Source organism: Nostocoides sp. (assembly GCF_035343835.1).
Taxonomy (GTDB): Bacteria; Actinomycetota; Actinomycetes; order Actinomycetales; family Dermatophilaceae; genus Nostocoides_A; species Nostocoides_A vanveenii.
In genome coordinates, this window is record NZ_DAOQZV010000268.1 from 1 (window position 1) to 4,057 (window position 4,057).

The following is a 4,057-nucleotide window of genomic DNA, read 5'->3' on the forward strand; positions in this document are numbered from 1 at the left end:
CTCGCCGCGGCCGGCGTCGCGAGGCCGACGCATGGCGCCCGCGACCACGCATCCGGTTCGCGAGCTGGCCGTCCGGGGCACGGTTCATGTCACTCGGGCCGGCCGACTGGCGATCTCGCTGCTGGTGTCCACGCTGCTGGCCGGCGGCATCGTGCTGGGGGTCGCCATGGTCAACCGTCCGGGGGCGATCGCGTCGGCCTCGACCGCACCCGCCCTTCCGACTGTCGTCGTGGAGAAGGGGCAGACGCTGTCCGAGATCGCTCGCGACCACCTGCCCGACCTGGCCATTCATCAGGGTGTCGTCGCCCTTCAGCAGGCGAATGGGCTATCCACGGACCGGATCATGATCGGCCAGCGACTGGTGATTCCGAAGGGCTGAGGCGGGCCGGACGCGTCTTGGGAAGTCTGTGGCGACGCGCCGGGGAAGAGACCTTGCGTTGGGGTCGTTGACGAAGTAGATTCCTACATCTAGTGGTTACACGGTTGTAGTTCGTCAACATGTAGTACACATCGGTGGCGAAGTTACCCACAGATCATCCCCACGTTGTCCCCGCATTTATCCCCAGGTCGTGCTATTGGAGGTTTGCCGTGCACTGTCCGTTCTGCCGGCATACCGACTCGCGCGTCGTGGATTCGCGCACCAGTGACGACGGTGCCCAGATCCGGCGCCGCCGTCAGTGCCCCGATTGCGGCCGGCGCTTCTCGACGATCGAGACGGCCGGTCTGACGGTGCTCAAGCGCTCCGGCGTGAGTGAGCCGTTCAGTCGGAGCAAGGTGCTCGTCGGTGTCCGGAAGGCCTGCCAGGGCCGACCGGTCACCGAGGACGATCTCGCGCTCCTCGCGCAGCGGGTCGAAGAATCCGTTCGGTCGCTCGGCATCGCCGAGGTCGATGCGCACGAGGTGGGCATGGCCATCCTCGGTCCCTTGCGGGACCTCGACGAGGTGGCCTACCTCCGCTTCGCGAGCGTCTACCAGGCCTTCGAGTCCCTCGAGGACTTCGAGGCGGCCATCACCTTGCTACGCGCCGAGCGAGCCACGCTCGATCGCCTGGCCATCGACCATTGACTCCGGTGCCGCAGACCCGCGGCCCGCTTTGCCCAACCCAGCCCCATCGCATGACGCAACAACCCCAGGAGAAGGATTGATGACGGAGACCGCACGCTCGAGTGCCGCCCGTTCCGGCAAGGCCAAGGGCCTGACCATGGAGCGGATCTTCACCACGGCCGGAGTGCACCCCTATGACGAGGTCACGTGGGAGAAGCGGGAGGTCAACCAGACCAACTGGAAGACCGGCGAGGTCATCTTCGAGCAGTCGGGCGTCGAGTTCCCCGACTTTTGGTCGGTCAACGCCAGCACGATCGTCACGACCAAGTACTTCCGCGGGGCCCTGGGCACCGACGCCCGCGAGCGCAGCCTGCGTCAGTTGATCGACCGCGTCGTGCTGACGTATGTCCGCGCGGGCAAGCAGTACGGCTACTTCGCCACTGCGTCCGACGCCGAGGTCTTCGAGCACGAGTTGACCTATGCCCTGCTCCACCAGGTCTTCAGCTTCAACAGCCCCGTCTGGTTCAACGTCGGCACGCCCTCGCCCCAGCAGGTCAGCGCGTGCTTCATCCTCTCCGTCGACGACTCCATGGACAGCATCCTCAACTGGTACAAGGAGGAGGGCTTCATCTTCAAGGGCGGCTCAGGAGCCGGCCTCAACCTCTCCCGCATCCGCTCCAGCAAGGAGTTGCTCTCCTCCGGCGGCACCGCCTCCGGCCCGGTGTCCTTCATGCGCGGTGCGGACGCCTCGGCCGGCACCATCAAATCCGGTGGGGCCACGCGTCGCGCCGCCAAGATGGTCGTCCTGGACGTCGATCACCCCGACATCGTCGAGTTTGTCGAAACCAAGGCCCGCGAGGAGGACAAGATCCGGGCCCTGCGCGACGCGGGCTTCGACATGGACCTCGGTGGCAAGGACATCGTCTCGGTCCAGTACCAGAACGCAAACAACTCGGTGCGCGTCACCGACGAGTTCATGACCGCGGTCGAGAATGGGGCGTCCTTCGGGCTGACCAGCAGGATGGACGGCTCGGTCATCGAAGAGATCGACGCCCGCGACCTGATGCACAAGATTGCGACGGCGGCCTGGGAGTGCGCCGACCCAGGCATCCAGTACGACGACACCATCAACGCCTGGCACACCAACCCCGAGACCGGCCGGATCACCGCGTCCAACCCGTGCAGCGAGTACATGTCGCTCGACAACTCCTCCTGCAACCTCGCTTCCCTCAACCTGCTGAAGTTCCTGCGCGAGGACGAGACCTTCGACGCCGTCACCTTCCAAAAGGTCGTCGAGCTGGTCATCACGGCAATGGACATCTCCATCTGCTTCGCCGACTTCCCGACCGAGCCCATTGGCAAGACCACGGTCGACTACCGCCAGCTCGGCATCGGCTACGCCAACCTCGGCGCGCTGCTGATGGCGACCGGTCACGGCTACGACTCCGACGGGGGTCGGGCGCTGGCGGCCAGCATCACCTCCCTGCTCACCGGTGCCGCCTACAAGCGCTCCGCCGAACTGGCCGGCATCGTCGGCCCGTATGCCGGTTTCGCCCGCAACCAGGATGCGCACAAGCGCATCATGCGCAAGCACCAAGCCGCCAACGACGCCCTGCGCACCGTGCACACGATGGACAAGGACATCCACCGGGTCGCCACCAAGGCGTGGGATGACGTCTTGACGTTGGGGGAGAAGAACGGCTTCCGCAACGCCCAGGCCTCCGTCCTGGCCCCCACCGGGACCATCGGCTTCATGATGGACTGCGACACCACCGGCATCGAGCCGGACTTCTCACTGGTGAAGTTCAAGAAGCTCGTCGGCGGCGGCTCCATGCAGATCGTCAACCTGACCATCCCGCGGGCGCTGCGCAAGCTCGGCTACGCCGAGGAGACCGTCGAGGCGATCGTGGAGTTCATCGCCGACAAGGGCCACGTCATCGACGCCCCGGGGCTGAAGACCGAGCACTACGAGATCTTCGACACCGCCATGGGCGCGCGCGCCATCTCCCCGATGGGCCATGTACGGATGATGGCCGCCGTGCAGCCCTTCCTCTCGGGCGCCATCTCCAAGACCGTCAACCTGCCCGAGACAGCGACCGTCGACGAGATCGAGGACGTCTACGTTCAGGGTTGGAAGATGGGCCTGAAGGCGCTGGCCGTCTACCGCGACAACTGCAAGGTGGGCCAGCCGCTCTCGGACGGCGGGTCGACCGCCAAGGACGCTGCCGCTACCGCGGCTGCTCCGGTCGTGGAGAAGGTCGTCGAATACCGCCCGGTCCGCGAGCGCCTGCCCAAGCGCCGGATGAGCCAGACCACGTCGTTCACCGTCGGCGGCGCCGAGGGCTACCTCACCGCCGGCACGTATGACGATGGCCGCCTCGGTGAGCTCTTCCTCAAGTTCGGCAAGCAGGGCTCAACCCTGGCCGGCGTGATGGACGCCTTCTCGATCGCCATCTCCGTGGCGCTGCAGTACGGCGTTCCGTTGGAGACCTATGTCGAGAAGTTCACCAATATGCGCTTCGAGCCGGCCGGCATGACCGACGACCCCGACGTGCGGATGGCCCAGTCCCTCATGGACTACGTGTTCCGCCGGCTGGCCCTGGACTATATGGACTTCGACACCCGGTCGTTCATGGGCATCCACACGGCGGCCGAGCGGGCGCGTCAGCTCGAAACCGGTTCCTACCAAGCGATTTCGGTCGACACCGAGTCCGAGGACGAGATCGAGGACGAGATCGAGGGCTACGCCCAGGGCGTCGGTGCCTCCTCTAAGCGCTCCGCGCGCCCAGCCCACGAGGGCAAGGATCTCGACGCCGATGCCGTCAAGTCCGGCGCCGGTGCCGCCTCGGCCCGCGAGGTCTCGGACGAGATCCACTCCAGCCAGGACCTCCTGGCTCGCTTCCAGGGCAAGACGGCCGACGCCCCGATGTGCCTGACCTGCGGCACCAAGATGCGTCCCGCCGGTTCCTGCTATGTGTGCGAGGGCTGCGGCTCGACCTCCGGCTGCAGCTGA

The 4,057-nt window shown here is 66.2% G+C and carries 3 protein-coding genes; all 3 read left to right on the top strand.

Annotated features, from left to right (window positions below; translation table 11 throughout):
• A partial coding sequence (locus tag PKH97_RS14520; protein ID WP_324388279.1) for a LysM peptidoglycan-binding domain-containing protein occupies positions 1–379 on the top strand: 379 nt, incomplete at its 5' end.
• Between the two features lie 209 nt (positions 380–588).
• The gene (gene nrdR / locus PKH97_RS14525; protein ID WP_324388280.1) at positions 589–1,065 is read left to right on the top strand and encodes a transcriptional regulator NrdR; all 477 of its coding nucleotides are present in this window, start codon (positions 589–591) and stop codon (positions 1,063–1,065) included.
• A gap of 79 nt (positions 1,066–1,144) precedes the next feature.
• Positions 1,145–4,057, top strand: a complete 2,913-nt coding sequence (locus PKH97_RS14530; RefSeq protein WP_324388281.1) for a vitamin B12-dependent ribonucleotide reductase — start codon at positions 1,145–1,147, stop codon at positions 4,055–4,057.

Bases quoted from the DNA above. Each gene is read 5' to 3' on its own strand.
- PKH97_RS14530 (WP_324388281.1), top strand. From the start codon at position 1,145: ATGACGGAGACCGCACGCTCGAGTGCCGCCCGTTCCGGCAAGGCCAAG.